Origin of the sequence: Microbacterium sp. NPDC056044, assembly GCF_042267145.1 — a bacterium.
Lineage (GTDB): Bacteria > Actinomycetota > Actinomycetes > Actinomycetales > Microbacteriaceae > Microbacterium.
This window is the reverse complement of the sequence record NZ_JBHJWZ010000005.1, coordinates 407,917-430,328: the sequence shown is the minus strand read 5'-3', so window position 1 is coordinate 430,328 and position 22,412 is coordinate 407,917. Positions and strand designations below refer to the sequence as shown.

Genomic DNA, 22,412 nt, shown 5'->3' with positions numbered 1-22,412 from the left:
CGTCATACGATCACGGCGATCGCGATCCCGTCGTAGCCCTTCGCGTCGAGCGTCTGGATCGCGGTCGCGTCGAACCGGGGGTCGCGGCCGAGCATCTCGAGCCCGCGCTGCACCCCGATGATCTGGGGATTCTCGGTCGCCGGGTTCGCCACCTCGCCGCCGCGGACCGTGTTGTCGACCATGACGACCGTGCCCGGCCGGCCGAGCCGCGCCGCCCAGTCGAGGTAGATCGTGTTCGACTCCTTGTCGGCGTCGATGAAGACGAGGTCGAACGGCTCGCCGCCCTCGAGCGTGGGCAGCACGTCGGCGCCGCGACCGAGCCGGATCTCGACCTTGTCGCCGACGCCGGCGCGGTCGAGGTTCGCGCGGGCGAGCTCGGCGTTGCGGGGCTCGGCCTCGATCGTCACGACCTGACCGTCGGCGGGGATGCCGCGCGCGAGCCAGATCGTCGAGTACGCGCCGAGCGTGCCGATCTCGAGCACACGACGGGCACCCGACATGCGGGTGAGCAGGTGCAGGAACTTGCCGTTGACCGGCGCGACCTCGATCGCGGGCAGTCCCGCGTCGTTCTGGTCGGCGACGGCCTGATCGAGGCCGGGGTCGTGGCCGACGAGCAGCTCGGTGAGGTACGCGTCGACGCGACGCCAGGTCGCCGGGGTGAGCGCGGTGTCGGGAGTGGGATCGGCCATGTGCTCAGCCAATCCGCCCGGCCGCCCGGCCGTCAACCCTTCTGGTGTGCGCGTGCGGCGACGGCGACGAGGAGCGACGCCGCGGTGCCCGCGTCGTCGACCGTCACGACGAACTCCCGGCCGTTGGTCCGCAGCACGCTCACGGCCCCTCCCGCCCGGGTGACCACGCCGAAGCGCCCGGGCCGCCAGCGCCAGCCCCATCCGCCGAAGTCGAGCATCGGATCCACCACGACGGCCTCCGCGGAGCGGATGTCGGCGGCCGGCACGTGGAAGCGGGGAAGCCCCGAGAACGCGCGCACGGTGAGCCCGCGCGCATCGACCACAACGCGGTACGCGACGCTCGTGATCGCGAGCACCGTCACCAGAACGCCGCAGCCGAGCGTGATCGCCGCCCCGGCACCGCCCTCGACGAGGAGGAGCCAGATCCCCAGACCGAGGACCAGCGCGCTCGAGCCAAACAGAACGGCCACGCCCACGCGCCCGACCCGGGTGGTGCGCACCCACACGACCTCTTCGGTCCTGCCCAGCGGAAGCGGCTCCGCGGCCGTTGCGGCCGGCCGCGCGACGGTCGCGGGCAGCAGCCGCCAGGCGATCACGCATGCGATGAGCGCCACGAGACCTGCCGCCAGCAGCGGGACCCAGATCGAGGGCGCCGCGGTCGCGTCGTCCAGACCGATCTGCATCAGCGTCGCGACCGTGATCATGACGACGACGAAAGCGGTGGTGCCGAGCGACGTCGCCCCGAGGAAGCGGTACGACGCGCCGCGGCTCTCCCAGCGCGGGTCTACCGTGCTCTGCAGCCGCGCCGCGCCCGCGATGATGAGCGGCATCAGCAGGCCCACGGCCGCCGTCACGGCGGCCGGCATCCACACCGGCCCGAACCCGTCCGGCTGCCCGGCCGCGTTCCAGTGGACCGCCACGGGGTCGGGCAGCACCGGAATGGCCAGCAGCTGCATGAGGACGGCGACCCCGGTCAGCGCGATGGGCGCGGTCACGGCGACCGCCCGGAAACGGCGGGCGGTGCGGCCTGTGCGGGTCATCGGGTGCCTCCTGCGGTGGTCGGGGCGACGGCGGGGACGGATGCCGCGGCCACCGCGCCGGCGCGGAACTGGCGCATCAGCACGATGACGAGCACCACGACCGCGATCACCACCCACGCGACGATGCCGAGCGGGCCGACGATCGCCATGTCGGGAACGACTCCGGCGGCCGTCAGCACCAGCAGCAGTCCGGCGACGGCGTTGAGGGAACCGTGGGCGAGGACCGCAGGCCAGAGCGAGGCGCTGCGCAGCCGCAGCCAGCCGAAGAGGACACCCCAGGCCACGCAGCCGCCGACCATGAACAGCACGCCCACGACGTCGGGGCGGGCGAAGTTGTAGCCGAGCAGGATGATCGGCGCGTGCCACAGCCCCCACACCGCTCCGGTGATCACGAGCGCCGGCCACGTGCCGAGCGGCAGCAGCGCGGTCTGCAGCCAGCCTCGCCAGCCGAGCTCCTCGCCGAACGCCAGGAAGCTGTTCACGACCGCGCCCACCGGGATCATGACGAGCTGCAGCGCGACCAGCAGGCCGACCGGCGGCAGCGGCGTCCCCGCCGGCGCGGCGGCGGCGAGCTGCGCAGCGAAGCCCGAGAACTCCGCGAGGTCGAGGCGCACGAGTCCGAGGGCCCCTGCGAGCAGCGTCGTGGCGACCACGATCACGATCGGCAGCACCAGGCCCAGGGCGAGGAAGAGCAGGAACCGGCCCGCCGGGCGCAGCGGCCACATCCCGAGGAAGCGCAGCCGCGCCGTGCGCGGCGTGCGGAACGCGAAGACCACGATGACGGTGGCGATCGCCGGCGTGAGCATCATGACGGGCAGCAGGAGCGTCGTGAGGGGCGACGCAAGCCCGTCGCCGAGCCACAGGGGAAGGGCGACGAGCCAGGCGAGGCCGAACGACAGCAGCACGAAGGCGATGACCGCGGGCCACGCCACCGTGCGCGGGGTGCCCGAAGCGGTCTCGGGGCGCGGTGGGCGGTCAGCGAGCGGTGCGTTCGTCATGGGCGGCGATCTCCTTCACGAGGGCGGCGAGTGCGTCGGCGGGGAGCCCCGCCGCGCGCGCCCGCGCGACGAGGTCGTGGATGTCGTGGTGGAGGGCTTCGAGCGTCGCCGCCTGCGCGGTGATGACCGCGCCGCGTCCGCGGCGCAGCTCGACGAGTCCCTCGTCGCGGAGCTCCTGGTACGCGTGCAGGACGGTGTGGACGTTGACGCCGAGCGCGCCGGCGACCTCACGGGCCGCGGGAAGCCTGTCACCCGGCGTCAGGCGGCCGGCTGCAGCATCCGCTCGCACCGATGCCGCGATCTGCGCGAACAGCGGGGCGTCGCTCTCGGAGTCGATGCGTACCAACACACGTTAATTCTATGACAAGTAGAACAAAGACGGGCGCGGTTTGTGAGGATCGTGCAACCGAATGCGGTTCTGGAAGCGACGTCGGCCATGCTGAGCGCATGCGTGTGACCCCCCGACGCCTCGCCATCGGCATGAGCCTGTGGATCCCCAACCTGTTCAGCGGCATCCGGGTGCGCCGCTTCGCCGGCGACTGGACCAGCGCCACCGTGGAGCTGCACGTCAACGTCTTCACCCGCAACTACGTGAAGACGGCGTTCGGCGGCTCGATGTCGGCGATGACCGATCCGTACTACTTCATGCTCGTGATGCACCAGCTGGGCCGCGACTACGTGGTGTGGGACACCCGCGGCGAGATCGAGTTCGTGAAGCCCGGTCGCGGCGTGCTCACCGCGCATTTCGCGGTGCCGCGCGAGAAGGCGGAGGAGCTCCGCGAGCGCGCCCGGGGTGGAGCGAAGGTGCTCGAGTGGTTCGAGACCGACATCACGGACGCCTCGGGAGAGGTCGTCGCGCGCGTGCGCCGCGAGGTGTACGTGCGCGAGAAGAAGCGGGTGACCTCGGCGGCAGCGAGAGGCGCGTAGGCGCGCGGCCGCCCGCGCGCACTCAGCGGTCGGCGCGGTAGTCCGTCGCGGTCAGCCCGAGCACCGCGCGGAAGTCGTTCGCCAGATGAGCCTGATCCGCATAGCCGAGCTCGGCGGCGATCTCGGCGAGCGGGGCGGCAGGATCCTCGCGCACGCGCTGCGCCGCCTCCTGCAGGCGCCGGCGGCGGATCATGGCGGCCGGCGAGACACCGACGATGCGGTGGGCCAGACGCTGCAGGGTGCGCACCGACACGCGCAGGCGCTCGGCCGCGTCGTCCAGCCGGAGGATCGCCGGGTCGCCCATGAGCAGGTCGGCCATCGCGTTCGCCAGTCGTGCATCGGACGTCGGCGGCCCCACCCGCGCCACGAGCCACGCCGACATCGCCGCGGCCGCTGCGTCGAGGTCGGGCATCGCCCCGGACACGTAGCGTGACAGCTCCGGCTCGTCGAGGACGATGTGCGCGTCGACGAGCGCGCCCGGCGCGTCGGACAGGCGGGCGTACGCGGCGGGCTTCAGCAGGGCGCCGACGGCCCAGCCGCTCCCCCGCAGCTCGCGTTCCGAGGCACGGGTCGTCGCGCCCCACAGCGTGACGGTGCCCGCCTCGACCACGAGGTTCGCGGCGGGGTAGCCGAGCACGGGCTGCCGCGACACGACCCCGTCGGGAAGATCCCACTCCGGGATCCAGAACCATTCCACGAGAGCGGATGCTGCGCCCTCCGGCGCGATCCGGGTGAAGCGCGGCAGGCGCTCCGGGTAGAGCACCCCACGCGTCGGATCGGTCACCCCGACACGGTAGTGCGCGGCACCGACACCCTGGAACCGAGGGTGTCGCGAATCTTCAAGACCGCAGCATCCGTCCCCCGCGAGCATGGGCGCATGACCACTCAGCACACGACCGGCGTGACCGGTGCGCACACGACCGACGGCCGCCCGAACGGCGCGACCAGCCTCACCCCGTTCCTCGCGATCCGCGGGGCGAAGGAGGCGCTCGAGTTCTACCGCGACGTGTTCGGCGCCCGCGTGACCGACGTCACCGAGTTCGACGGGCTCGTCGTGCACGCCGGGCTCGACTTCGGGCTCGGCATCCTGCAGATCGGCGAGCCGTCCCCCGCCTACGGGCTCGTGCCCGCGCCGGAGGGCGACGACGACTGCTACTCGATCGGCATCTATGTGCCCGACGCCGATGCGGTGACCGCGCGCGCGGTGGCGGCCGGCGCGACGGTGCGGGAGGAGCCCTCGACGTTCGTGTCGGGCGACCGCTACGCGAGCGTGCGCGACCCGTTCGGCGTGCGGTGGTCGATCATGACGCGCGTCGAGGACCTGTCGGAGGACGACAGCGCCACGCGCGTCGCTGAGTGGGCCGCGTCGGTCAGCTCGGGCTGACCGCGTCGTCGCGGGCGGCGGCGAGCTCGGCGAGGAGCGCGGGCAGTAGGGCCTCGGCGGTGCGACGGTAGCCCAGGGCGCTCGGGTGGAACCGGTCGAGGCTGAACATCTCGTCGGGCTGGGTCACGAAGAACGGCCCGACGGCGCGGCCGAGCGACACGGCGCGTGCCCCGGTGCGGGCCGCGGCGATGGCCTGCGCGTCGGCGAGCTGCCGCGACAGGCGCGAGCCGAGAGCCCGGAGCGGCTGCGGCACCGGGCGCAGCGCCCCGAGGTCGGGACACGTGCCGACGACGACCACGGCACCGCGCGCCCGCAGCCGCACGATCGCCTCCTCGAGGTGGGCGACCGACGTCGACACCGGCACGCGGTGCGTGATGTCGTTGCCGCCGACGATGATGACGGCGGCATCGGGGCGGTAGTCGGCGGGCAGCGCGTCGACCTGCGCCGCGAGCACCGACGACTCCGAGCCCACGATCGCCGCCGTGCGCAGACGCACCGGCCGTCGCTCGGCGCGCGCGAGACCCTTCGCGAGGCGGGCGCCGAGGGTGTCCTTGCGGCGTTCGGCGCCGAGCCCGGCGGCGATCGAGTCGCCGAGCACGACGAACTCGAGCGGCGCGCCGTCGAAGCGGCGGGCCCACACGCGGTCGGCATCGAGCGCCTCCTCGCCGAGCGGTTTGCCGATACGTCGCCGCGCGACCGCGGCCTGGCGCTTGAGCACGGCCCGGCCGCCGAGCAGGACGATGCCCGCGCCCAGCGCGACGCCCGCGGTGCCGATGACGACGGAGCGCGGCGCGATCTCACGCGAACGAGCCATGCCCACATGCGACAACAGCCGGGTGAACGGATGCCGTCACCCCGGTGACGACCCGGTGCGCTGCCGCCCTGCCCTGCCCTGCCGGCCGTGCGACGCCGTGCGATGTCCGGACTTCGCAGGATTCTGACGCGGACGGGCTGCGAAGTCCGGACCGCACCCCCTCCGCCTGGCATGCCGGCACTCCGGCCAGTCCTGCGAAGTCCGGACACCGCAGCATTCTGACGCGCGCGGGCTGCGAATTCCGGACCGCAGCCCGGACACCGGCTACGACGCGGAGAGCTCCGCCACGGCGGCGGCTACGCGGCGCTCGCGGGTCTCGGGGCGCTTGGCCTCCGTGACCCCGCGCGCGAGCTCCTTGCGACGGCTGAGCGTCAGCGCGTCGAACGCGGCGCGCGCGCCTGCGGCCTCGAGCGCCGCGGCCAGGTCGTCGGGCACCTCGACCTCGCGCTCTGCGGTGTCGAGGTCGATCGTGGCGTCGACCTCGTCGCCGATCTCGACCCCGAGCTCGGCGCGGACGGCCTTCGAGAGCCCGACGAGATTGCGGCCGTCCATCACGCCGAGCCGCACGCGGGCGGTGCGCCCGCCGATCCCGACGACGACCGCGGCGCGCTTTCCTCCGCCGAGTTCGGCGACCTGCTCGTCGGTGAGCTCGATGGCGGTCGCCGGCCCCATCGGCGCGAGCACGGTGTGGATCTGAAGCGTCATGGGGCCCATCCTTGCGGGTGCGACCGGGCCGCGGGAACCCCGAACCCGCCCGTTCTCGGCCGCGGGCTAGAGTTCGCCCGTGACGTCCCCCGCACTGCAGCGCCGCCTCGGACTCGGCGACGCCGTGTTCATCGGACTCGGCTCCATGGTGGGAGCCGGCGTCTTCGCGGTGTGGGCGCCGGCGGCGGATGCTGCGGGCACGGGCCTGCTCGTGGGCCTGGCGATCGCGGCGGTGGTCGCCTTCGGCAACGCGACCTCGTCGGCGCAGCTGGCCGCCGCCTACCCCACCTCGGGGGGAACCTACGCCTACGGACGCGCCGAGCTCGGCCCGTGGTGGGGGTTCGTCGCCGGCTGGGGCTTCGTCATCGGCAAGATCGCGAGCTGCGCCGCGATGGCGCTCACGTTCGCCGCGTACGCCGCTCCCGCGGGCTGGGAGCGCCCCGTCGCCATCGCCGCCGTCGTCCTGCTGACCGCCGTCAACTGGTTCGGCGTCACCCGCACCGCGGGCGCGGCCCGGGTGATCGTCGTGATCTCGCTCGGCGCACTCGCCGCGGCCATCACCGCGGCGTTCTCGGCGGGTGCGACCCCGGACTGGTTCACGTCCGAGGCCGTGTGGGCGGGCGGCGGCTACGGCATCCTGCAGTCCGCGGGGCTGCTGTTCTTCGCGTTCGCCGGGTACGCGCGCATCGCCACGATGGGCGAGGAGGTGCGCGACCCGCGCCGCGTGATCCCGCGCGCGATCGTGATCGCGTTCCTCGTCGCGCTGGCGGTCTACGCCGTGGTCGCGGTCGCGGTGCTGAGCGCGCTCGGCCCGGATGCCGTCGCCGCGTCGACCGAACCCGTCGCCGACGCCGCCGCGCTGTCCGGCTGGGCATGGATCGACGTGGTCGTGCGCATCGGCGCGGCGGCGGCCTCGCTCGGGGCGCTGGTCGCGCTCATCGCCGGGGTGAGCCGCACCGCCTTCGCGATGTCGCGCGAGCGCGACCTTCCCGGCTTCCTCGACGCCGTGCACCCGCGCTGGCACGTACCTCACCGCGCCGAGCTCGCCGCGGCCGCGATCGTCGTGCTGCTGGTGGCGTTCGTGGATCTGCGCGGCGCCATCGGCTTCTCATCGTTCGGGGTGCTGCTGTACTACTTCGTCGCGAACGTCGCCGCCTTCCGCCAGCGTGGCGACGCGCGCCGCTACCCGGTCGCGCTCCAGGTCGTCGGCGGGATCGGATGCCTCGTCCTCGCGGTCACACTGCCCTGGCAGTCCGTCGTGGCCGGCGTGATCGTCGTCGCGATCGGCGTGGCGTATCGGACGGTCCGGCTCCGCCGCAGGATCACTCCCCCGGCGTGACGGCCGGGATGCCGCGGTCGCGGACCAGGTAGATCCAGGGGAAGGCCCGGCAGCCGACCTCCCAGCCGTCGGCACGCTCGGCCACGAGCGAGGCGCGCCACAGGATCCGGCGGTGCTCCCACTGTGTCTCGGTGCGCACCATCCGATGGGCGAGTGTGCCGACCTCGACCGTGCGCCAGCCCGCGCGGCCCGCGAGCTCGAGCTCGGCCATCTCGTCGAATGCCGTCACAGGGCCGAGCCAGCGTTCGGCGGCCAGGTCGCCGACAGTAGCGCGGGATGACCCGGCACCGCCGCCGAAGCGCTGTTGCGCGGCCTGGCGCGTCATACCGAGTTCCGAGCCGATCCGCGCCCAGCTCGCGCCGCCCGCCCGCGCGGCAGTGACGGCGCTCTGCAGGATCGCTCGCACCTCGCCTTCCGCGCGGGCGCCGGCCGCGACGAGTGCGAGGTGCTCGTCGTCGGTCAGCGCCTGATCGGGGCCGATGCCCGCGTCCGCGAGCACCGCACGCCCGATGGCGTCGGCGAGATCGCTCACCCGCGTCCGTCCCGGCTCGGCAGCCACGTGCCGCGCGACGACGGCCGGCGCAGCCCGTTGGCGTAGCCCCAGAAGTACATGCCCACGGCGGCGAAACCGATGCCCACACCGATGACGGCGCCGCCGCCGAAGCCCTCCCAGTCGAAGCCGATGCTGAGGACCACCAGGCCGAGACCGAGGACGATCGAGACGATGGCCACGGTGACGATGCGGCCGGGCGTGGCGGAACCGCGGGATGTCGAAGTGCTCATGCTGTCAACCTAGCCTTGACACGGCGGGGCGTCAAGATTTCATTGACATCAGCCGAGCGGCTTGACCTCGAGCGCGTCGGCGGTCGCACCGGCCGACACCGTCGCGAAGGCCGTGTAGCCGTCGGATGCCGCGCGCTCGAGGAGCGCCTTGAGGTTCTTGGTCCGCTGCTCCAGGCGCACGCGCGAGCCCTGGCGCACGAGCGCGGCCTTGAGGGCGAGGAGCTCCCCCTCGGGCACGTCGCGGTCGTGGACGAGGACGACGGCCGGGGCCGCAGCATCCGTCCGCTCCGCCACCAGGTCGACGATGCGCTCGAAGCCGATCGAGAACCCGACCGCGGGCACGTCCTGCCCGAGGAAGCGGCCGATCATGCCGTCGTAGCGGCCGCCGCCGCCGAGCGAGTAGTCGACCGAGGGGTGCGCGAGCTCGAAGATCGTGCCGGTGTAGTAGCCCATGCCGCGCACCAGGAACGGGTCGAAGACGAGCGGGATGTCACCGAGGAGCTCGCTCGCCGAACCGCGGGCCGCCGACACCGCCGCGCCGATGCCGACGAGGTGCGCGACGATGTCGTCGGGCGCGCCTTCGGGCAGCGCCTTGCGCACCTGGCGCTCGCCGTACGGGTTGTACTCGAGGGTCATCGGGCGGCGGAGGAACGCCGCGAACGCATCGACGGCAGCGACGGTCGCGCCGCGCTCGCGCAGCTCGGCGACGATGCCGTCGGGGCCGAGCTTGTCGAGCTTGTCGATCGTGATGAGGACGCCCGGACGCTCGTCGGACGTGAAGCCGAAGCTGTCGAGCATCCAGTCGAGGACGCGACGGTCGTTGATGCGGATGCTGCCGCCCTCGAGCCCGAGCGCGTCGAGCGTGTCGAGCGTGGCGACGGCGAGCTCGGCCTCGGCGCGCGCGGAGGCGTCGCCGATGATGTCGATGTCGCACTGCACGAACTGGCGGTAGCGGCCCTTCTGCGGGCGCTCGGCGCGCCACACCGGCGCGATCTGGATCGAGCGGAACACCGACGGCAGCTGTCCGCGGTTGGTCGCGTAGAACCGGGCGAGCGGCACGGTCAGGTCGTACCGCAGGCCCAGGTCGGTGAGGGCCGCCGGGTCGTCGGCCGCGCCGCGGATCGCGTCGGCGTCGAGCCCGCGCTTGAGCACGTTGTAGGCGAGCTTCTCATTGTCGCCGCCGATGCCCGCGTGCAGCCGCGAGTACTCCTCCATGACCGGGGTCTCGATCTCATCGAACCCATGCGCGCGGTAGCGCTCGCGGATGACGGCGAGCACGCTCTCGCGACGGGCCTTTTCAGCGGGAAGGAAGTCGCGCATGCCGCGCGGCGGATTGACGGATGCCACGCGCCTATCTTTCCAGGTCGAACCCGGCGCTCCCGTCCCCGGCCCCCTCCCACCGCCGTGCCCGCCGCCGTGCCGCGGTGCTCGAATCAGGCGATGGTGCGGAATCAGGCCGATTCGGCGGTCGTCGGGCCTGATTTCGCCTCATCGCCTGATTCGGGCACAGGCTGGGGGGACTCGGCGGCGCGGATGTCGCGCTCGAGCCGCCGCAGGCGCTCGCGGAGCGCGCGCTCCGCGTCCCACCCGTTGGCTCGGGCGGTGGCGACGAGCGCGAGGAGCGCGTCGCCGAGCTCGGCCTCCGTCGCGGGATCGGGCGCCGGTTCGGTCCCGGCACCTCGCCGAGACAAGGGATCCGCGCCGAGACCGGGGACGTCGCCCCCGGTCTCGGCGGGAGTCCCCTGGTTCGGCGAAGCCGCCGTGGCCGGCGCGGGGTCGATGTTGACCTGGGCACCCTTCGACAGGAGCTTCTGGGCGAGCGCGAGGCTCGGCATCCGTTCGCTCACGCCGTCGAGGACCGAGCGGCGCTGGTGCTTCTCGGCGGCCTTGGCGGCGCTCCAGTGGACGAGCACCTCCTCGGGCGTGGTCGCCACGGCGTCGCCGAAGACATGGGGATGCCGCCGCACCATCTTGTCGGTCAGCCGGCGTGCGACGTCGTCGATGTCGAAGGGGTCCTCCTCGTCGCGCGAGGCGATCTCGGAGTGGAACAGCACCTGCCAGAGCAGATCGCCGAGCTCTTCGCGGAGCTCGTCGCGCGAGCCGTCCTCGACGGCGTCGATCAGCTCGGCGCTCTCCTCCACGAGGTACGGCACGAGGGCGCGGTGGTCGATCTGCTGCGTCCACACGCAGCGGTCGCGCACCGCGCGCATGACGTCGGCCGCCTCGCGGAGCGGGTCGGCCGCGCCCGGCGAGCCGGGTCCGGTCACGTCGTCACGGGTGCTGCCGCCGTCCGGCGTCGATAGTGCCATGCCCGCCACGATACGAGCCCTGCGGCCACGAGGAGCGAAATCACCGAACCTGCGAGCACCCCGAGCGTCGCCTGGTCGCGCAGCGCCGCCGCGTCGGAGAACGCGAGCTCGGAGAGAAGGAGCGACACCGTGAACCCGATGCCGCCGAGCGCGCCGGCGGCCAGCAGGTCGGCGAAGGCGAGCGGCGGCGCGCTCCCCCGGTGCCCGATGCGCAGCGAGAGCCACCCGAACAGCGAGATGCCGACGACCTTGCCGACCGGGAGCGCGACGAGCACCCCCCAGAACGCGGGCGACAGCTCGGACAGCGGCACCGACGGGATCGGAACGAGCGCCGCCGAGAACGCGAACACCGGGAGCACGATGACGTTGACCCACGGCTCGAGCTCGTGCCGCACGCGCAGCGCGGGCCGCTGCGCCATGGCGAGCCCGAGCGCCACGCCGGCGATGGTCGCGTGCACGCCCGAGAGGTACACGAGCACCCACGTCGCGATCGCGAGGAGCACCAGCACGACGGCGATCGGCACCCGGGCGCGCGTGTCGAGCTGCCGGCTCAGGATGCCGAACGCGACGACCGCGACCGCGGCGCCGGCGAGCGCGGCGATGTTCACCCCGGCCGTGAAGAGCACGGCGATGAAGACGATGCCGACGATGTCGTCGAGGATCGCGAGGGCGAGAAGGAACACCCGGAGAGCGGACGGCAGCCCGCGACCGAACACCGCGAGCACTCCGAGCGCGAACGCGATGTCGGTCGCCGTCGGGATCGGCCAGCCCGCCGTGGCGTCGGATCCCCAGGCCATCGCGGCGTAGATCGCGATCGGGACGAGCACGCCGCCTGCGGCGGCGATCGCGGGCTGCAGAGCCTTGCGCGCCGAGTTCAACTGACCGGCGGTGAGCTCGTACTGCAGTTCGACGGCCACGACGAAGAAGAAGACCGCGAGCAGCCCGTCCTTGATCCAGTGCGACAGGCTGAGCTCGAACACGCCCGGGATGCCGAGATACGCGTGCATCGCGTCATCGACGGCGGCGCCCCACCCAGAGTTGGCGACGAACAGGCCCAGGGCCGCCGCGAGGAGCAGCACGATCGCGGGGAAGCGGGCGGAGCGGAGAAGCGACATCTGGCCTCCGAGAAAGGGATCACGGGTCGACGAGGACGTGCCGACCAGACTTCCCGGCGCTCCACCGTCAGTGTAGCGAGGCGCCCCCGCGGCACCGGCACCGCCACGGACGCCCGAGCGTCACACAGCGTCCGTCGTGACTTCGGGGAAACACCGCGCGGTTAGCCTGGAGAGATGCGTGAACTCACCCACACCGAAGCGATCGACCTCGTCGGGCGGTACGAGGCGGAGCAGGCGATTCCCGAGCAGATGCGCGGCGACGTGCGCATGCTCGGGACGCTCCTCGGTCAGGTGCTCAAGGAGAGCGGGTCGCCCGGACTGTACGAGGACGTCGAGCGCCTGCGCACGGCGACCATCCAGGCGTACACCGACGAGACGCCTGAGGCGTTCGCCCGCGCCGCCGCCATCGCCGAGTCGTTCACGATCGCCCGCGCCGACGAGGTCGCCCGGGCGTTCACCGCCTACTTCCACCTCGTGAACCTCGCCGAGGAGCACCAGCGCGTGCGCGTGCTGCGCGAACGCGACGGCCGCCCCGACCGCGAGCAGGCCACCGACTCGGTCGCCGCCGCCTTCGTGCGCCTGGCCGCCGAGGTCGGCGACGACACGGCCCTGAAGCGCCTGCAGGGCATGCGGTTCCACCCGGTGTTCACCGCGCACCCCACCGAGGCCCGGCGTCGCGCCGTGTCGACGAGCATCCGCCGCCTCGCGACGCTCCTCGAGGAGCACGACGCGTCGCTGCGAGGCGGCGCCGACGAGCGCCGCGCCGAGCGCCGCATGCTCGAGGAGATCGACACCCTGTGGCGCACGGCGCCGCTGCGGCCCGAGAAGCCCGCGCCCACCGACGAGGTGCGCGCGGTCATGGCCGTGTTCGACGACACGCTCTACACCGCGGTCCCCCACGTCTACCGCCGCGTCGACGACGCACTGCAGGGACCCGCCGCCGGGGGTCGCGCGCCCGTCGTGCGCCCGTTCGTGCGCGTCGGCTCGTGGGTCGGCGGCGACCGCGACGGAAACCCGTTCGTGACGGCATCCGTCACCCGCAAGGCCTCCGCGATCGCCAGCGAGCACGTCCTGATCGGCCTGGCGCGCACCACCAGCCGCATCGGCCGCACGATGACCCTCGACGCCTCGACCACGCCGCCGAGCGATGCCCTGCTCGCGCTGTGGCGGCGCCTCAAGGCCGCCGACGAGGACGCTGCGAAGGACATCGCCAAGCGCTCCCCCGACGAGCCGCACCGGCGCATCCTGCTGCTGATCGCCCGCAAGATCGAGGCGACGCGCGCCCGCAACGCCGACCTCGCGTACCGCGACCCCGAGCACCTGCTCGCCGACCTGCGGGTCGTGCAGGACTCGCTCGTCGCGGCCCACGCGCCGCGCCAGGCCTACGGCCATCTGCAGCAGCTGCTGTGGCAGGTCGAGACGTACGGCTTCCACCTCACCGAGCTCGAGGTGCGCCAGCACTCGGCGGTGCACGCCAAGGTGCTCGCCGAGCTCGAGTCGGGTGCCCCGCGGAGCGAGCTCGCCGAGGAGGTGCTCGACGTCGTGCGCACGGTCGGGTTCCTGCAGGAGCGCTACGGCCCGCGCGCCGCCGGCCGCTACATCGTGTCGTTCACGCAGTCCGCCGAGGACCTCGCGAACGTGCACAAGCTCGCCGCGTACGCCGTCGGTCCCGACGGCACGCCGCCCGTGCTCGACGTGATCCCGCTGTTCGAGACGTTCGCCGATCTGCAGGCCGCGCCCCGCATCCTCGCCGAGATCGTCGAGCACCCCGAGTTCGCCGCACGCCTGGAGGCCACCGGCCGGCGCCTCGAGGTCATGCTCGGCTACTCGGACTCGTCGAAGGACGTCGGCCCCGTCGCCGCCAACCTCGCGCTGTACGAGGCGCAGGCGAAGATCGCCGCATGGGCCGACGAGAACGGCATCGAGCTCACGCTCTTCCACGGCCGCGGCGGCGCCCTCGGCCGCGGTGGCGGTCCCGCGAACTCCGCGATCATGGCTCAGCCGCCGCACTCGGTCGACGGCCGGTTCAAGCTCACCGAGCAGGGCGAGGTCATCTTCGCGCGCTACGGCGACCCCGCCATCGCGATGCGCCACATCGACCAGGTCGCCGCCGCGATCCTGCTCGCCTCGTCGCCCTCGAACGAGGAGCGCAACCGCGCCGCCGCCGAGACGTACGCCGACGTCGCGGCGACGATGGACGCCGCCTCCCGCGAGCGCTTCTTCTCCCTCGTGAAGGCGCCCGGCTTCGCGCCGTGGTTCGCCCGCGTGACGCCCATGGAGGAGATCGGCCTGCTGGCCCTCGGCTCGCGCCCGGCGCGCCGCGGCCTGTCGGTCGAGTCCCTGGAAGACCTTCGCGCCATCCCGTGGGTGTTCGCGTGGACGCAGGCGCGCATCAACCTCGCCGGCTGGTTCGGCCTGGGCACCGCGCTCGAAGCCGTCGGCGACGAGCCGCTGCTCGCACGCGCCTACCAGGAGTGGCCGCTGTTCCGCACGCTGATCGACAACGTCGCCATGAGCCTCGCGAAGACCGACGACCGCATCGCGCTGCACTACCTCCAGCTCGGCGACCGCGACGACCTCGCGACGCTCGTGCGCGACGAGATGCGCCTCACCCGCGACTGGGTGATCCGCATCACCGGCGGCACCGAACTCCTCGGCAACAAGCCGGTGCTGCAGCGAGCGGTCAAGATGCGCAGCCCGTACGTCGACGCCCTGTCGCTCCTTCAGCTGCGGGCCCTGCGCGCGCTGCGCGAGGCCCCCGAGGGCGCGCCGGTCGACCCCGAGCTGCAGCGCCTGCTGCTGCTGTCGGTGTCGGGCGTCGCGGCAGGCCTCCAGAACACGGGCTGAGCCGGGCGCACCGCGCGTCGCAACCGGGATCGGTCCGACCCCGGCGTACCGTGGCGCGCATGGCACGGATCGTCGTCGCCGAAGTCTGCCCCTGGTGCGGGTCGCTCGATGTGCGGGCGGCCGAACCGCGGTGGTTCCGGATCGAGTGGGAGCGTCGGGGCCACCTCGACGACGGCTGGGTCGACCGCCTCGAGTTCTGCTGCCGCGATTGCGGCCTCGCCTGGGAGTGATGTCGGGAATCACGGATGCTGCGGGCCGCAGCATCCGGTCTCGCCGTCGTCTGTGCGGGGTCGCCGCAGTCAGTCGACGCGGCGGTCGTCGGCGTGCCGGGCGAGGCTGCGGCCGTAGCGCTCGGTGAGCTGCACCATGAGGTCGGGCGTCTCGCGGTCGAGCCCGAAGACGTAGCCGGGGAAGTCGAGCTCGCGCTGCGCGGCCCAGATCTCCTCGTGGCGGTCGGGCGGCAGGATCTGCACCGGGTCGCCGATGGCGACCCACCCGATCGGCACCGTCGATTCGGCGGGCAGCGTCGTGCGAAGGTGCACGACGGCGTTGATGCGCACCTCGCTGCGCGCGCCGATGTGCGCGCCGTTGAAGACGCGCGTGCCCGTCGCGAGGAAGACCTCCTCCTCGACGACGGCGCCCGAGACGCTCGCCATCGGGCCGACGAGCACGTGGTCGGCGATGTGCACGGGGTTCGTCGAGGTCGCGCGGATGAGCGCGTTCTCCATCACGATGACGTTCTCGCCGAGGGTGATGGCGCCGCCCTCGGCCGTGATCACCGCGCCGTGCAGGATCTGGCACTCGGGGCCGATCTCGACGTCCCCGCTGATCACCGCCGTCGCCGCCACGACCGCGTCCGGATGGATGCGGGGCTGTGCCCCGAGGTGCTCGAACCGCATCGTTCCTGCCTCCCGCCGTCGTGGATGGGGCCAGCGTAGCCCGCTGTCACACGTCCGATCGACGCCGCGACCGTAGGTAGGGTGAAGAAGCGCCGCCCCCCGGCGTTGCTCCACCTCGGGAAAGCTCCACCATGACTTCAGCGCCTACGACCACGCCCGCCACCGCTTCGCTCGCATCGACCGACTCCATCCGGCTCGTCCTCGACACCGTCGAGGCCCGCAACCCGAACGAACCCGAGTTCCTGCAGGCCGTGCACGAGGTGCTCGAGTCGATCGCGCCCGTGCTCGAGGCCCACCCGGAGTTCGTCGACGGCGGGATCCTGGAGCGCATCGTCGAGCCGGAGCGTCAGATCCTCTTCCGCGTGCCGTGGGTCGACGACTCGGGCCGGCTGCAGGTCAACCGCGGCTTCCGTGTGCAGTTCTCCTCGGTGCTCGGCCCGTACAAGGGCGGCCTGCGCTTCCACCCGTCTGTGGACCTCTCGATCATCAAGTTCCTCGGCTTCGAGCAGATCTTCAAGAACGCGCTCACCGGCCAGGGCATCGGCGGCGCGAAGGGCGGCAGCGACTTCGACCCGCACGGCCGCTCGAACGCCGAGATCATGCGCTTCTGCCAGTCGTTCATGAACGAGCTCTACCGCCACCTCGGCGAGCACACCGACGTGCCCGCCGGCGACATCGGCGTGGGCGCGCGCGAGATCGGCTACCTGTTCGGCCAGTACCGCAAGGTCACGAACCGCCACGAGTCGGGCATGTTCACCGGCAAGGGCGTGCAGTGGGGCGGCGCCGAGGTGCGCACCGAGGCGACCGGCTACGGCGCGGTCTTCTTCGTCGAAGAGATGCTCGGCGTGCACGGCGAGACGCTGAACGGCAAGCGCGTGGGCGTGTCGGGCTCGGGCAACGTCGCGATCTACGCGATCGAGAAGGCCCGTCAGCTCGGCGGCACCGCGGTGACCGCCTCCGACTCCTCGGGCGTCGTCGTCGACGACGCCGGCATCGACGTCGACCTCCTCCGCCAGATCAAGGAGGTCGAGCGCGCCCGCATCTCGGTGTACGCGGCCCGCCGTCCCGGCGCCCGTTACCTCGAGGGCGCCCGGCCATGGGAGGTGCCGGTCGACGTCGCGATCCCCTCCGCCACGCAGAACGAGCTCGGCGCCGACGACGCCCGCGCGCTCATCGCGAACGGCGTGCGCGCGGTGGCCGAGGGCGCCAACATGCCCTCGACCCCCGAGGCGATCGAGTTGTTCCAGTCCGCGGGCGTGCTGTTCGGGCCGGGCAAGGCCGCGAACGCGGGCGGCGTCGCGACCTCCGCGCTCGAGATGAGCCAGAACGCCGCGCGCCAGCGCTGGACCTTCGACGACAGCGAGGCGAAGTTGCGCGCGATCATGGCCGACGTGCACGACGCCGCCTTCCAGGCCGCCGAGCGCTACGGCCGTCCCGGCGACTATGTCGTCGGCGCGAACTCGGCGGGCTTCGAGCGCGTCGCGCACGCCATGCTCGCGCAGGGCGTCATCTGACCGCTCTCACCGACCGCTGACGGGCCGGGGCACTCTTTCGAGGCCCCGGCCCGTCGCCGTCTCAGCCGTTCGCCGCAGGCGGGGCCGCGGCATCCGTCTCCGTCTTCTTCTCGGGCCACAGCTGATCGATCAGCTGCGCCACCCACGCGATCAGCTCGTCGTCGCCCAGCGGCTCGCCGCCCGCCGACGGCAGCGGCACGACCATCGCCTCTCCCCCGGCGACGAGCTTCGCCTTGGGGTGCAGGCGCTGCAGGCGCACGCGCATCGAGTCGGGCAGGTTCGCCGGCGCGACGCGCAGGTTCGGCCCCATCGCGACGACGTCGGCGAGGCCCGCCTGGCCTGCGCGGCGGCGCAGCCGGGCGACCGCGAGCAGCCCCTCGACCTCGGACGGCGGCTCGCCGTAGCGGTCGGTGAGCTCCTCGATGACGAGGGCGATCGCGTCGGGATGGGCGGTGACGGATGCTGCGGCCGAGAGCTTCTGGTACGCCTCGAGACGCAGCCGCTCGCTGTCGATGTACGACTCCGGGATGCGGGCCTGCACCGGCAGCTCGAGGCGCAGCTCGGTGGGCCCCTCGGTCTCTTCGCCGCGGAAGGTGGCGACGGCCTCGCCGATCATGCGGAGGTACAGGTCGAAGCCGACGCCCGCGATGTGTCCGGCCTGCTCGGCGCCGAGGAGGTTGCCGGCGCCGCGGATCTCGAGGTCCTTGAGCGCGACCTGCATGCCCGACCCGAGGTCGTTGTTCACGGCGATCGTCTCGAGGCGGTCGGCCGCCGTCTCGCTGAGCGGCTTCATGTCGTCGTACAGGAAGTACGCGTAGGCGCGCTCGCGCGCACGGCCCACGCGGCCGCGCAGCTGGTGCAGCTGGCTGAGGCCGTACTTGTCGGCGCGGTCGATGATGATCGTGTTGGCGTTCGAGATGTCGAGGCCGGTCTCGATGATCGTCGTCGAGACGAGCACGTCGGCCTTGCGCTCCCAGAAGTCGTCGACGACCTGTTCGAGCTGGTGCTCGCCCATCTGCCCGTGGGCGACCGCGATGCGAGCCTCGGGCACGAGCTCGGCGAGCTCCGACGCGACGCGCTGGATCGACTGCACGCGGTTGTGCACGTAGAAGATCTGCCCCTCGCGCAGGAGCTCGCGGCGGATCGCGGCGGCGATCTGCTTGTCGTTGCGCGGACCCACGTACGACAGGATCGGATGCCGGTCTTCGGGAGGCGTCTGCAGCGTCGACATCTCGCGGATGCCGGTGACCGCCATCTCGAGCGTGCGCGGGATCGGCGTCGCGCTCATCGCGAGGATGTCGACGTTGGTCTTGAGCTTCTTCAGCGCGTCCTTGTGCTCGACACCGAACCGCTGCTCCTCGTCGATGATCATGAGGCCGAGGTCCTTGAAGATCACCTTCTCGGTGAGGATGCGGTGCGTGCCGATCACCATGTCGACAGTGCCGTCGGTGAGACCCGCGAGCGTGTCGCGCGCCTGCTTGTCGGTCTGGAAGCGCGACAGCGGCCGCACCTTGACCGGGAAGCCGGCGAAGCGCTCGGTGAACGTCTCGAGGTGCTGCTTGACGAGCAGGGTCGTCGGCACGAGCATCGCGACCTGCTTGCCGTCCTGTATCGCCTTGAACGCGGCGCGGACCGCGACCTCGGTCTTGCCGAAGCCGACGTCGCCCGACAGCAGCCGGTCCATCGGGATCGGCTTCTCCATGTCGGCCTTGATCTCGTCGATCGTCTGCAGCTGGTCGGGCGTCTCGGCGAACGGGAACGCCTCTTCGAGCTCGCGCTGCCAGGGCGTGTCGGGGCCGAACGCGTAGCCCTTCGCCGCCATGCGCGCCGAGTAGAGCTTGACGAGCTCGACCGCGATGTCGCGCACCGCGCGGCGCGCCTTGCTCTTGGCCTGCGCCCAGTCGCTGCCGCCCATCTTCGACAGGCTCGGCGCCTCGCCGCCGACGTAGCGCGACAGCAGGTCGAGCTGGTCGGTGGGCACGTAGAGCTTGTCCCCCGGGTAGCCGCGCTTGGACGGCGCGTACTCGAGCACGAGGTACTCGCGCATGCTCTTGACCGCGTTGCGGCCGCCGCTGGACACTTCGCGCTGCTGCAGTTCGACGAACTTGCCGATGCCGTGCGTCGCGTGCACGACATAGTCGCCCGCAACGAGCTTGAGCGGGTCGACGACGGCCTTGCGGCGCGACGCGAGCTTCTTGACGACGCGCGTGTCGCCGCCGATGGTGCGGCCGTAGAACTCGGACTCGGTGAGCACCGCGAGCTTCGCGTCTGGCGCCTCGAAGCCGCGCTCCAGCACGCTCACGACGACGTGCGCGACGCCCGGCTCGGGGGCGTGCAGCACCTCGTCGACCTTGCGCGCCGCGATGCCCCGCTCGGCGAGCACATCGCGCGCCCGCTCGACGAGTCCGGTTCCGGATGCCGCGACCACGACACGCCAGCCGTCTGCGAGCAGTGCGCCCACGTGGTCGGTGGCGCCCTCGACGTTGCCCTGGAACGACGGCACGGCCGAACCCGGCACCCGGATGACGGCCGCGGCCTCGAGCGCGACGTCGATGTCTTCGTCGAGGAGGCCTTCGGCCGCGGCATCCGCCTCTCCCGAATCGAAGGCGCTGAGCGTCCACCAGACGCCGCTGCGCTCGCGGGCCGCGGCTTTGAGCTCGGGGAGCGTCAGGAAGTCGCCCGCGCCCAGGTCGATCGGCGTGCTCGCGCCCGCCGTCGCGGCGCTCCACGCGGCCTCGAGGAACTCGCGGTTGGTCTCGCCGAGCGTGAGGGCGCGAGTGACCGCCCGCTCGGGGTCGACGAGCGCGACGGCGGCGCCTGCGGGCAGATAGTCGGCGAGCGTCACGAGCCGGTCGACGACGGCCGGCAGCAGTGATTCCATGCCCTCGACCGGGATGCCCTCGGACATCTTCTCGAGCATGCCGGCGAGGCCGGGGAATTCGTCCTTGAGCTGGCGGGCGCGGCCGCGGACGGCCTCCGTCAGCAGCAGCTCGCGACTGGGAAGCAGCGTGACCGCGCGCACCTCGCCCGGCAGCGACCGCTGGTCGGCGACCGAGAACGCGCGCATCTCGTCGACCTCGTCGCCGAAGAACTCGACGCGATACGGATGCGGGGCCGTCGGCGGGAAGACGTCGAGGATGCCGCCGCGCACGGCGAACTCGCCGCGCCGCGACACCATGTCGACGCGGTGATACGCGAGCTCGACGAGGCGGGTCGACACGTCGCCGAGGTCGTGGCCACGGCCGCCCACGACGAGCTCGATCGGATCGACGTCGGTGAGTCCCGCGGCGAGGGGCTGGATCGCTCCCCGCACCGACGCCGTGATGACGAGGGGTGTGGCCGCATCCCAGCGGGCGATCCGCGTGAGGATGTCGAGGCGCGCGCCGACCGTCTCTGCGCTCGGGCTCAGCCGCTCGTGCGGCAGGGTCTCCCACGCCGGGAAGTGCAGCACCTCGGCACCGGGCAGCAGCGCACCGAGGGCGGGGCCGAGCGACTCGGCCCGGCGCCCGGTCGGCGCGACCAGCAGCACCACCGGCGGCTTGCCGGCGGTGCGGCGGCGCTCGAGCAGAGCGGCGAGGAGCGGAGCGTCGAGTCCTTCGACGAGCGAGAAGTCGGCATCGACGGATGCTGCGGCCAGCGCGTCCCGGAAAGGCTCAGCCTGTTCGAGGGCGCGCAAAATCCCGGGAACTGTCACCGCACGAGTCTACGACCCACCACGGACACGGGTCTTCGCCGCGGGCGACGAGGACTCCGCGTGGGGGCAGGACGGGCTCCTAGGATGAGGCTGTGAGCCAGCCCGACGCGTCCCGCAACCCGCCCGCACCGCCTGCGGCCTGGGCTCCCCCCTCGGCCGCGCCGTTCGGACCGCCGACGAGCGACGCCTCCGCGCCGGGGCAACCGGTCGGTGCGGCGCAGGGGTGGTCCGCTCCCCCGGCCGGCGCGTATGCGCCTCCCGTGGGGTACGCGGCCCCCGCAGGCTATGCGGCGGCGCCGGCCGCAGCATCCGTCCCCGCCTACGGCGCGCCCGCGCCCGCTCCCGCGAAGCGCGGCAGCGGGCTCGGCGTCGTCGCCCTCGTCCTCGCGCTCGTCGCGACCGTGGGCGCCTCTCTGGTGGGCGCCATCGCGAGCTTCAACGTCGGGCTGGGCGCCGGGCGCGAGGTCGCCACGCGGCCCTTCACCGGCGACTTCGACTGGGGCGTGCTGGCACCGGTACGCGACTGGGTGCTGCTGGGCGAGGTGTCGTTCTGGGTCGGCACCGCGCTCGGGCTGTGGGCGCTCATCCAGGGGATCGTCGCGATCGTCCGAGGGCGCGGCCGTGGGGCCGGCATCGCCGCCGTCATCGTCGCCGCGATCGGACCGATCGCCTTCGGCGCGGTGGTGCAGGGCTTTCTGACCGCCGGTCTCGCCGCAGGGTCCGGCGTCGGCGGCTGACAGCCCGGGCGTACTCCCCTGCTCAGACGCGGGGGGCGTGGTGCTTCTGCTGGGTGGCGAGCAGCCCCTCGGCCACCAGCTGCTCGACCGCGTCGGCGGCGTCGCCGACGAGGATCGGCAGGTTCTTGCGCTCGGTGGCGCCGAACGGGTCGAGCACCCAGTCGGCGGCGTCCTGGCGTCCGGGCGGGCGCCCGATGCCGACGCGCACGCGCGGGAACTCCGCCGTATCGAGGGCCTTCGCGACATCGCGCACGCCGTTGTGGCCGCCGTGCCCGCCGCCGATCTTGAGCTTGATCGTGTCGAACGGGATGTCGAGCTCGTCGTGCACGACCACGACATGGTCGGCGTCGATGCCGTAGAACTTCGCGAGCCCGGCGACGGGTCCGCCCGAGACGTTCATGAAGGTGTTGGGCTTCGCGAGGATGAGCTTCGGTCCGCCCGGACGCAGCCACGTCTCGACGACGCGGGCGTTCGCCTTGTGCGCCTTGAAGGACTCGCTGCGGCGGCCGGCGAGCTCGTCGACGACGAGCTGTCCGACGTTGTGCCGGGTGAGCTCGTAGCGCGGGCCCGGGTTTCCGAGCCCCACGATCAGCCACGTGTCTGCCATGTCATCCATCC

22 protein-coding genes are annotated in these 22,412 nt (G+C 72.7%); 7 read left to right on the top strand and 15 right to left on the bottom strand.

Translation table 11 applies throughout. From position 1 onward, the window contains the following. Nucleotides 1-2: 2 nt before the first annotated feature. From ACFC1I_RS16750 to ACFC1I_RS16735, 4 genes are read right to left on the bottom strand one after another with little or no spacing between them, the layout of a single operon-like run. Nucleotides 3-689 carry an O-methyltransferase gene (locus ACFC1I_RS16750; protein ID WP_376011845.1) on the bottom strand — a complete coding sequence of 229 codons (687 nt, stop codon included), beginning with the start codon at nucleotides 687-689 and terminating at the stop codon, nucleotides 3-5. A gap of 32 nt (nucleotides 690-721) precedes the next feature. Next, nucleotides 722-1,729: a DUF1648 domain-containing protein gene (locus ACFC1I_RS16745; RefSeq protein WP_376011842.1), complete on the bottom strand. Its 1,008-nt coding sequence runs from the start codon at nucleotides 1,727-1,729 to the stop codon at nucleotides 722-724. Continuing rightward, entirely contained in the window at nucleotides 1,726-2,727 is a 1,002-nt protein-coding gene (locus ACFC1I_RS16740) for a lysostaphin resistance A-like protein (protein ID WP_376011840.1), read from the bottom strand. Before ACFC1I_RS16740 ends, ACFC1I_RS16745 begins: the two co-directional genes overlap by 4 nt. Next, the gene (locus ACFC1I_RS16735; RefSeq protein WP_376011837.1) at nucleotides 2,705-3,076 is read right to left on the bottom strand and encodes a GntR family transcriptional regulator; all 372 of its coding nucleotides are present in this window, start codon (nucleotides 3,074-3,076) and stop codon (nucleotides 2,705-2,707) included. The genes ACFC1I_RS16740 and ACFC1I_RS16735 overlap by 23 nt, the downstream gene beginning before the upstream one ends. Nucleotides 3,077-3,174: 98 nt before the next feature. On the opposite strand from ACFC1I_RS16735, the gene ACFC1I_RS16730 reads away from it, so the two are divergent. Next, entirely contained in the window at nucleotides 3,175-3,654 is a 480-nt protein-coding gene (locus ACFC1I_RS16730) for a DUF4442 domain-containing protein (protein ID WP_376011834.1), read from the top strand. A gap of 22 nt (nucleotides 3,655-3,676) precedes the next feature. Here the strand turns inward: ACFC1I_RS16730 and ACFC1I_RS16725 are convergent, their stop codons facing one another. Beyond that, nucleotides 3,677-4,438, bottom strand: a complete 762-nt coding sequence (locus ACFC1I_RS16725) for a helix-turn-helix domain-containing protein (RefSeq protein ID WP_376011831.1) — start codon at nucleotides 4,436-4,438, stop codon at nucleotides 3,677-3,679. 93 nt (nucleotides 4,439-4,531) lie between these two features. Here ACFC1I_RS16725 and ACFC1I_RS16720 point away from each other — a divergent pair, with 93 nt between their 5' ends. Further along, complete coding sequence (locus tag ACFC1I_RS16720; RefSeq protein ID WP_376011828.1) at nucleotides 4,532-5,038, top strand: VOC family protein; 507 nt, start codon at nucleotides 4,532-4,534, stop codon at nucleotides 5,036-5,038. Here the strand turns inward: ACFC1I_RS16720 and ACFC1I_RS16715 are convergent. Both ACFC1I_RS16715 and ACFC1I_RS16710 read right to left on the bottom strand, forming a co-directional pair. Then, complete coding sequence (locus tag ACFC1I_RS16715) at nucleotides 5,025-5,852, bottom strand: SGNH/GDSL hydrolase family protein (protein ID WP_376011825.1); 828 nt, start codon at nucleotides 5,850-5,852, stop codon at nucleotides 5,025-5,027. The two genes, ACFC1I_RS16720 and ACFC1I_RS16715, sit on opposite strands and share 14 nt — an antisense overlap. 264 nt (nucleotides 5,853-6,116) lie before the next feature. Further along, nucleotides 6,117-6,557 carry a YdeI/OmpD-associated family protein gene (locus tag ACFC1I_RS16710; protein ID WP_376011822.1) on the bottom strand — a complete coding sequence of 147 codons (441 nt, stop codon included), beginning with the start codon at nucleotides 6,555-6,557 and terminating at the stop codon, nucleotides 6,117-6,119. Nucleotides 6,558-6,636: 79 nt separating this feature from the next. Here ACFC1I_RS16710 and ACFC1I_RS16705 point away from each other — a divergent pair, with 79 nt between their 5' ends. Continuing rightward, nucleotides 6,637-7,896 (top strand): APC family permease, encoded by a 1,260-nt coding sequence (locus tag ACFC1I_RS16705; protein WP_376011819.1) that lies wholly within the window; start codon nucleotides 6,637-6,639, stop codon nucleotides 7,894-7,896. Here the strand turns inward: ACFC1I_RS16705 and ACFC1I_RS16700 are convergent. The 5 genes from ACFC1I_RS16700 to nhaA form a co-directional block, all read right to left on the bottom strand. After that, nucleotides 7,880-8,428, bottom strand: coding sequence for a hypothetical protein (locus tag ACFC1I_RS16700; protein WP_376011817.1), 549 nt, complete (start codon nucleotides 8,426-8,428; stop codon nucleotides 7,880-7,882). The genes ACFC1I_RS16705 and ACFC1I_RS16700 overlap by 17 nt on opposite strands. After that, the gene (locus tag ACFC1I_RS16695) at nucleotides 8,425-8,679 is read right to left on the bottom strand and encodes a hypothetical protein (protein WP_376011814.1); all 255 of its coding nucleotides are present in this window, start codon (nucleotides 8,677-8,679) and stop codon (nucleotides 8,425-8,427) included. Before ACFC1I_RS16695 ends, ACFC1I_RS16700 begins: the two co-directional genes overlap by 4 nt. 48 nt (nucleotides 8,680-8,727) lie before the next feature. Then, entirely contained in the window at nucleotides 8,728-9,999 is a 1,272-nt protein-coding gene (gene hisS, locus ACFC1I_RS16690; RefSeq protein WP_376012105.1) for a histidine--tRNA ligase, read from the bottom strand. 131 nt (nucleotides 10,000-10,130) lie between these two features. Next, nucleotides 10,131-10,988: a MazG family protein gene (locus ACFC1I_RS16685; RefSeq protein WP_376011811.1), complete on the bottom strand. Its 858-nt coding sequence runs from the start codon at nucleotides 10,986-10,988 to the stop codon at nucleotides 10,131-10,133. After that, nucleotides 10,943-12,103, bottom strand: a complete 1,161-nt coding sequence (gene nhaA, locus ACFC1I_RS16680; RefSeq protein WP_376011809.1) for a Na+/H+ antiporter NhaA — start codon at nucleotides 12,101-12,103, stop codon at nucleotides 10,943-10,945. The genes ACFC1I_RS16685 and nhaA overlap by 46 nt, the downstream gene beginning before the upstream one ends. A 174-nt stretch (nucleotides 12,104-12,277) precedes the next feature. Between nhaA and ACFC1I_RS16675 the strand changes: the two genes are divergently transcribed. Continuing rightward, complete coding sequence (locus ACFC1I_RS16675) at nucleotides 12,278-14,950, top strand: phosphoenolpyruvate carboxylase (RefSeq protein WP_376011806.1); 2,673 nt, start codon at nucleotides 12,278-12,280, stop codon at nucleotides 14,948-14,950. A gap of 59 nt (nucleotides 14,951-15,009) precedes the next feature. Then, on the top strand, nucleotides 15,010-15,180 hold the full coding sequence (locus ACFC1I_RS16670) for a hypothetical protein (RefSeq protein WP_376011803.1): 171 nt from the start codon (nucleotides 15,010-15,012) through the stop codon (nucleotides 15,178-15,180). 69 nt (nucleotides 15,181-15,249) lie between these two features. On the opposite strand, the gene ACFC1I_RS16665 is transcribed toward ACFC1I_RS16670, so the two are convergent. Continuing rightward, a complete protein-coding gene (locus ACFC1I_RS16665; RefSeq protein ID WP_376011800.1) occupies nucleotides 15,250-15,849 on the bottom strand; it encodes a gamma carbonic anhydrase family protein in 600 nt (199 codons plus the stop codon). Nucleotides 15,850-15,980: 131 nt separating this feature from the next. On the opposite strand from ACFC1I_RS16665, the gene gdhA reads away from it, so the two are divergent. Next, complete coding sequence (gene gdhA / locus ACFC1I_RS16660) at nucleotides 15,981-17,363, top strand: NADP-specific glutamate dehydrogenase (RefSeq protein WP_376011796.1); 1,383 nt, start codon at nucleotides 15,981-15,983, stop codon at nucleotides 17,361-17,363. Between the two features lie 61 nt (nucleotides 17,364-17,424). Here the strand turns inward: gdhA and mfd are convergent, their stop codons facing one another. Beyond that, complete coding sequence (mfd, locus tag ACFC1I_RS16655; protein WP_376011793.1) at nucleotides 17,425-21,057, bottom strand: transcription-repair coupling factor; 3,633 nt, start codon at nucleotides 21,055-21,057, stop codon at nucleotides 17,425-17,427. Nucleotides 21,058-21,149: 92 nt separating this feature from the next. Here mfd and ACFC1I_RS16650 point away from each other — a divergent pair, with 92 nt between their 5' ends. Further along, nucleotides 21,150-21,794, top strand: a complete 645-nt coding sequence (locus tag ACFC1I_RS16650; protein ID WP_376011790.1) for a hypothetical protein — start codon at nucleotides 21,150-21,152, stop codon at nucleotides 21,792-21,794. Between the two features lie 22 nt (nucleotides 21,795-21,816). Here ACFC1I_RS16650 and pth read toward each other — a convergent pair whose 3' ends face one another. After that, the gene (pth, locus tag ACFC1I_RS16645; RefSeq protein WP_376011787.1) at nucleotides 21,817-22,401 is read right to left on the bottom strand and encodes an aminoacyl-tRNA hydrolase; all 585 of its coding nucleotides are present in this window, start codon (nucleotides 22,399-22,401) and stop codon (nucleotides 21,817-21,819) included. Nucleotides 22,402-22,412 lie beyond the last annotated feature (11 nt).